The organism is Borreliella spielmanii (assembly GCF_014201705.1).
GTDB classification, from domain to species: Bacteria; Spirochaetota; Spirochaetia; order Borreliales; family Borreliaceae; genus Borreliella; species Borreliella spielmanii.
The window spans coordinates 1-6,656 of sequence record NZ_JACHFA010000010.1; the positions used below are offsets into that span (position 1 = coordinate 1).

8 protein-coding genes are annotated in these 6,656 nt (G+C 25.7%); 1 reads left to right on the plus strand and 7 read right to left on the minus strand.

Going from position 1 to position 6,656, the window contains the following annotated elements; translation table 11 throughout:
• From HNR35_RS05235 to HNR35_RS05260, 6 genes are all read right to left on the minus strand, one after another.
• On the minus strand, positions 1-731 hold a 731-nt coding region (locus HNR35_RS05235; RefSeq protein ID WP_183224388.1), incomplete at its 3' end, for a YqaJ viral recombinase family protein.
• Positions 732-1,429: 698 nt separating this feature from the next.
• Complete coding sequence (bdr, locus tag HNR35_RS05240; RefSeq protein ID WP_183224390.1) at positions 1,430-1,849, minus strand: Bdr family repetitive protein; 420 nt, start codon at positions 1,847-1,849, stop codon at positions 1,430-1,432.
• Positions 1,850-1,852: 3 nt separating this feature from the next.
• A complete protein-coding gene (locus HNR35_RS05245) occupies positions 1,853-2,410 on the minus strand; it encodes a chromosome replication/partitioning protein (protein ID WP_183224392.1) in 558 nt (185 codons plus the stop codon).
• Positions 2,411-2,451: 41 nt separating this feature from the next.
• The gene (locus HNR35_RS05250; RefSeq protein ID WP_183224394.1) at positions 2,452-3,207 is read right to left on the minus strand and encodes a ParA family protein; all 756 of its coding nucleotides are present in this window, start codon (positions 3,205-3,207) and stop codon (positions 2,452-2,454) included.
• Positions 3,183-3,740, minus strand: coding sequence for a DUF226 domain-containing protein (locus HNR35_RS05255; protein ID WP_183224396.1), 558 nt, complete (start codon positions 3,738-3,740; stop codon positions 3,183-3,185). The genes HNR35_RS05250 and HNR35_RS05255 overlap by 25 nt, the downstream gene beginning before the upstream one ends.
• A gap of 9 nt (positions 3,741-3,749) precedes the next feature.
• On the minus strand, positions 3,750-4,844 hold the full coding sequence (locus tag HNR35_RS05260) for a plasmid maintenance protein (RefSeq protein ID WP_183224398.1): 1,095 nt from the start codon (positions 4,842-4,844) through the stop codon (positions 3,750-3,752).
• A 378-nt stretch (positions 4,845-5,222) separates the two neighbouring features.
• Between HNR35_RS05260 and HNR35_RS05265 the strand changes: the two genes are divergently transcribed.
• Entirely contained in the window at positions 5,223-6,212 is a 990-nt protein-coding gene (locus HNR35_RS05265; protein WP_183224400.1) for an ERF family protein, read from the plus strand.
• Between the two features lie 38 nt (positions 6,213-6,250).
• On the opposite strand, the gene HNR35_RS05270 is transcribed toward HNR35_RS05265, so the two are convergent.
• Positions 6,251-6,656: Mlp family lipoprotein (locus HNR35_RS05270; RefSeq protein WP_183224402.1), on the minus strand; the 406-nt coding region annotated here is incomplete at its 5' end.

Here is a 6,656-nt window from a genome sequence, read left to right on the forward strand (position 1 = left end):
GGTGCAGCGTCGATTAAAAAGAATAAGTTACAATACTCAAGCCCGGTACATGCTAGCTGCATTTGTGCCTGCACATAGTATTTGAAAAAATACTTGCTACTTAAGAAATTCCCATTTCTATTGTACTCTTCAATAGCGCTACTCATATAAGTAGAGTCACTACTCTTAATCTCTAAAAGCTCTAAATCGTTATAAATATTCATAAACCATCCATCAATTGTTGCACCTACTAAAGACTTAGAAATTCCTATCTTCTTAAAATAATTATATTTATCAACACCGTTAGCATATTTGTTTTTATACAAAACAACAATCTCGTCACCTTTTGCTTTAACAAATTCTCTAAATCCTAAATTTTCTAATTCTTTGCCTTTTAGCATATATAAATTCTCTTCAAAAGGCATACTCATACCAAAATATTTAAGCACTCTATTTATCATTAAGTCTTTAAGACTCGCACCACCAATTACAATAGTTCCTACTTCACTAGCACCATATTTGTCGAGTTTATTTCTTTGTAAACTAAAATCAATATTACGATTAAATCTAAAACACTCTTGACTACTTATTCCTGGCAATTTTTTTCCTATCTTGCTTATTTTGCTTTTTTCTTTAGCGGGAAGAGATTTTTCCTCAAATACTTCACAACCAGTAAAACTTTGTTGCTTAATATGCATCATTTTGATGTCTCCATTTTGTATATCTTGGTTTTTTTCTGAAACATTGTTCATAATGTACTCCTTTATTTGTTTTATAAAAATAAATATATAGCAAAAACTATTTTTGCCAACTTTTTTACAAAAAATTTTTACAAAAAAATAGAGCTTAACTAAACTCTTTTAAAAGAAATTAGTTAAACCCCACTAAATTGGATTTATTTAAGAATAATGCTTTTTTTATTTATACATATATATGTATACTACAGAAATAAATTTTGTCAACTTATTTATAATAATTTTTGTAAAAATAAGTAGGAGCTTAACGAAGTTCTCTTATTAAAGAACTTTACTAAGCTCCCACCATAATGTAACCTTTGTCTACAAATACAACACGAAGACGCATTATGCAATATTTACTATACTTCAAAAACTATTTTTGTCAAGTTTATTGTAAGAATTTTTACAAAAAAATACTTTATTAAATTCTCTTGTTAAAGAACCTAATAAAGTGGGGGTACTTAACTGAACTTATTTTAATAAAAATAATTCAACAAATTAAATATAATTTAATTTAGGATTAAAATTAATTTGTCTTTTTACAAAAAATTAACTTATTTAAACTTTTTAACAAAAAGAATTTAAATAAGTTCTAATTTGGAATAGAGCAAAAATAAAATGTTTCTTTTTAAGAATTTAAATTAAAATTATAGTATCTCTGTTTAAAAAATAAGCTATATGTCACCTTGATATTTTAAAAATTTTAATCATTCTCAATTAAAAAAATACTTATTAAATATAGAGTAAATGATTGGAGCAAGTGTTATTCCCGTTATTAGCATTACTTGTATTGTTCTATTACTTGCATTGAGTTCATTTTTTAAACTGGATATATCCTTTTGCAAGGTCTTTTCTACACTATCTATTTTAGTATTTACGCTATCTATTTTCGCATTAAGTTCGTTTTTTACACTATCTATTTTCGAATCTAAGCTAGATATATCTTTTTGAAAGTTCTTTTCCACATTGATTATTTGTTGCTCTAAAGAATTCATTCTCTCTTTTAAAACTTCAAAGTTGTAATTATCGTTATGAAAAAACACAAAATCTATTGCCTCCTCACTAAACCCTATGTTTAAAAACTCATTTTTTATACTTTCTATGTTATATGTTCTATAACCTAAATTGTTCATAAACTATCCTTTTAACATTTTATATTCTTTCATAATTTTTTTAATTATTTCTTTTTCATCACTAAACAATTTATCTAATAAAAATCCTGTAAATTTAGCATTACTTTTATAAAAATCGTAACTTTCTTGCTTTTTAAGTTGAAATCTTAACGGTTTTATTGGGTTTTGTTTAGATTTTTTAACAATATTGCTACTTTCTAACTGCTTAATTGTTTTTTCAATGCCATTACTAGCAATAAAATCATAGTCAATAATACCTTTTTCTACCCCTGATACTATTTTTATATACTTATATGCTTGAGATTTAGCTATTTTAAAGCCCGCTAAAAAACTATAAAAATTTTTATATCCATCCAAGATATACAATTTTTTTTGATTAATTGTATTTAATATCTTTGCTGTTTCTATTTTATTATAAATGTCATCTGTTGTTAGGGTTTTTAATTTATCTTTTAATCTTAAATATTCCTCTTTATGAATCTCTTCTAATGACTCCATTTTAGAAATATTTTCCTTTATCTCCACTCTTTTGGTTATTATCATTTTATTTTTAATACTCATTAAACCTCCTTATTTGTCCATTACTGGATAAATTTTATTTGTTATTTTATTTTTAACATTTTATTCAAAGATTTTTTATATTCTTGATAATAATCTGTTTTTGAGGAAAATTCTTTTCTATAAAACAGCGCTTTTTTAATGTCGTCTCTTTTAGGAATAACTCCTATTAGATATTCTTTATATCTATTTTCTAGGTTAAATATTATTTCCTTGTCAATGTTTTGTCTTTCTAAAGCCCCTGTAACTAAAAAGTTAGGTGTAATATCATTTCTATAAACTTTATTTATTGCATCTAGTATTAAATCTATACTTTCAACTGCCCATAAATCAGAATTAATAGGTATTATTAAATAATTAGTAATTACTAAAGCATTGTTTAAAAGATGTCCTAGGCTAGGGTTTGTGTCAATTATTATATAATCGTATTTAGATTTAATAGCTAAAAGTCTTTTTTCTAATAGATTATCTTGTAATGGTATACTTTCGGAATTAAAAACAGATAATTCTAGTGAACTAGGAATTATGTCTAAGCAATTAGACATTGTAAAAATGCAATTTTCTATATATTTTCTTTGTTTAAAGACTTCATAAAGATTGTAATTTTCAACATCCACATTTTGTTCTTTTAATTTAAATAAGAAATAACTAGTTATACTGGCTTGTGGATCACTATCAATTACCAACACTTTATATTTTTCTTTAGCTAATATAGTGCTATATAATAGCACACTTGTACTTTTGCCAACGCCGCCCTTAATTGACGCAATTGTTATTACTTTAGGTTTTTTAGTATCCATTTCGTTAACGGTCCTTGTTCTGGGTATTTTTTCCCATAAAATTCATATATTTGTTTTTCTAAATCTGTAAACATACTAAATAATATTTTATTGTAGTGGTTATTCATCCGTTGTTTATCTAGCAAGCGGTATAATCCCTTAAAGTAGAAAAAAACACTTCCTGCTTTAAATCTAACTTCCATATAATATGCTCTTGCAAATCCATAAGATTTTCTATTCCCATTTAATTGATACTTTACAATAGCCTTTTTTATAGGTTTTCTAAACCCGTAAAAAATTCCAATAAATTTGTTCCCTTCTTTAATAGGGTATAAATGTGTTTCTTCAACAATTCTTTCTCCATTAAATAATGCCCTTAATGACACTCGAAATTCATGTTTTTTCTCATAAACTCCAAATTTATAAACGTCCATCATTATTTTGGTATGGTACATGGCTTTACCATTTTCTTTTTCGATCAAAATAAATCTTTCTTTATTTTGGCATTCTACTTTACATTTTCCTTTTTTAATAGTTTCTGGCGCACTTTCCATGTTTAATCCTTATACAACTTCTTTTAACATTAAAGAATTATTTTCATTTTTTATCAGCTCTAATAATTCATAGTAATACGTATCAAATACTTTATTATATTCTAATTTCTTTTTGCTATTCAAATATGTTCTTATAATTGGCTTTAAAAGTTCAATATTTGCCTTTTCTTTCAGTTTATCAATAAGAATATTGAAAATATATGTCTTTATATTTTTATAATCTTTTTGTAGGTTTTCTTTTTTCAATTCAATTAATTTTTCCAATTTACGTTTTATTGCATTTAAATCGCTATATTTCTGATGTTCAATAATAAAATGGGGTTTATTTTTGTAAATTTCATATACTTTTTGGATATTTGTTTTCAATTGTTCTAAATTGTACCCTTTTTCTTCTAATTCTTTTTGAATATTTTCTAGAATTTCTTTTAATTTATTTTGCTTGTCTTTATAGCAAGATTTATTAAAAGAAATATGTTTATTTTTTGTTAAACTGTTTTCATATCTTTTGACGGTTTTAAATATTTCAATTGCCAAATTTGTACTAACATCTAATTTTAATAAATCCAAAAGAGTTTTTTTATTGGAAAAGTTACATTTATTGAAATACTTTATTTTTTTGTATTCTTCTATTTTATTAGAATTTCTTTCTTCTTTTATATTATTTTTATTACATAAACACTCCTCCGACTCTACATTACCCTTTTTTGGAGATTTGTCTTTAAGGTAGTTATTCACTCTAGATTTAAATCTAGAGTGAATTTTTTCTTGAAAGTATTGGTTGATTTTAAAGTGGCATACATTTTTTTCATAATTAAGATGATAGTAAATTTCAGTGCCAAAATTTACACCCAAATGTTTGTAGTAGTTGGTTGTTACTTTAAATTCTCTTTCTAATTTGTAAAGATATTTTTGCAGTGTTCTTAATGTAGTAGGAGCTTGACCATTTCTTTTTAGATTTTCATTAAAGTAATAGAGTATGGTTTTTTGTGTATATTTCTTATGTTTAGTGTTTATGTAGGCTAGTGTTGAGATAAGAACTATTAATTTACGTTGTAATTTGTTGTGGCAATTTGGATATTTTTTATTGGTCGAAACATTGTTCATGTTTTCTCCTTTATTTGTTTAATATTAATGATAATTAATATAATGCAAAATTTTGATTTAAAAGTAAATAGTTTTCAAAAAAATATTATATTTAATTATTAATCACATTAATTAAATATAATATTTGTAATTTAGTGAAAAGATTGATTTTAATCATAAGTTAGACTATACTGCAAATAGCGTAGGAATACATTGTCATATGTTTAACCTACCTTTATTTGTTAATTTGCAAAAAAATAATTGAAAGAGCTTAGCTTAGTTCTTTTATAAAGAGAATCTAGCTAAGCTCTATTTTTTTGTAAAAATTTTTGTAAAAAAGTTGGCAAAAATAGTTTTTGCTATATATTTATTTTTATAAAACAAATAAAGGAGTACATTATGAACAATGTTTCAGAAAAAAACCAAGATATACAAAATGATATTCAAGCAAAAATAAGTTTCAAAAGAGATATGCAAACTCTAATTTTGAATTTACCAGGTATTGATAAAAGTCTTCAGGGACATAAGTATAAGTATCAGGATTTCAATGACATAGTTAGAGTAATAAAAAATGTTATTAAGGAACATAAATTGGATCTTATGTTTACGCAAGATCCAATTTCTAAATATGTAGATGGTCAAAAGGAACATGTTATTAGGACCACATTCTACAGTACAATTAGTGGGTATGAAGAGTCTTTTGATACACCAATGCTTACAGAAAATTTACAATGGGACAGTGAAACTGGGTCTAAAGTTGTAAGTACAGCGCATCAAATGTTTGGCTCATCTATTACTTATGTCAAAAGGTACGCTTTAGTGGGACATCTTAACATAGAAAGTGAAGTGGATACTGATGCAGCGCCTAATTACGATAATTATGAAAACAGAAATTCTACACCTAACAAGCAAGTTAATATCAATCAAGAACAAGAACAAAAAAAGGAACAAAAAAAAGAGATTGATCAAAATCAGAAAAAAGAAATAAAGCAAGAACAGAAAAAGGATAGGCTTTATTATTACAGTATCTTTAAAGAAGCGTTGTCTAACATAAAAAATTGGGTAAATAGCCCTACAGAAAAAGATAATATTGTCTCAATTATTCAAAAAATACGCTTTATTCAGAATATAGACCCTAATAATGTTGATGATATCAAGAAAATTGAGGCTGATCTAATCGCGTATTTGGAGAAAAATAGTGATTTTAAGAGTATAAACTATTGGGCAGAGATTATAAAAGACTATTTCAAGAAAAATAATAGATTAAAGGATTTACAAGATTTTGAAAAGTTTATGTCGTTTAAGAGGACCGCTTATGGCCCTAGCCCACTATTATTCTTTAGTGTCTTAAAAGAAGAAAAACAATTTGATTATATATTTGCAGCGTAGCAATATGTTTAAAGCCCCCAAATAAGGGGGCTAGTATATTAATTGCCGTCACTACCACACGTACTATCTGCACTAGTTTTAAAATTATCTATACCACCACTAAGAGCACCTTTAACTACTTGTTTAAAAGTATTTTTCTGGTCATTTGCATTACCCCCAGTACATTTATCAAGTTCACTTTTTATATGATCAAGTGCTTCTTTTATTTTGTCTTCATCATATCCCAAAAATTTATCAAATTCTCCAGCATCACCTAGTGCGTCTTTTAACCAATCAAGTTGTGTTTTCTGATCATCAGATAGCTTTTCTCTAAGAAGTTCTTCTTTAGATTTTGGCTTTTCTTCTTTTAACTCTTCTTTACTTAAATCACGTTTTTTTCTAATTTTTGTTGTTTGTTGGGTATTGGTATCATCAGCATTACAGCCATTTAGCATAATTAAAAAT

Coding starts and splice junctions, on each gene's coding strand:
- HNR35_RS05260 (WP_183224398.1), bottom strand. CDS start 4,844: ATGAACAATGTTTCGACCAATAAAAAATATCCAAATTGCCACAACAAA.
- HNR35_RS05245 (WP_183224392.1), bottom strand. CDS start 2,410: ATGAGTATTAAAAATAAAATGATAATAACCAAAAGAGTGGAGATAAAG.
- bdr (WP_183224390.1), bottom strand. CDS start 1,849: ATGAACAATTTAGGTTATAGAACATATAACATAGAAAGTATAAAAAAT.
- HNR35_RS05265 (WP_183224400.1), top strand. CDS start 5,223: ATGAACAATGTTTCAGAAAAAAACCAAGATATACAAAATGATATTCAA.
- HNR35_RS05250 (WP_183224394.1), bottom strand. CDS start 3,207: ATGGATACTAAAAAACCTAAAGTAATAACAATTGCGTCAATTAAGGGC.
- HNR35_RS05255 (WP_183224396.1), bottom strand. CDS start 3,740: ATGGAAAGTGCGCCAGAAACTATTAAAAAAGGAAAATGTAAAGTAGAA.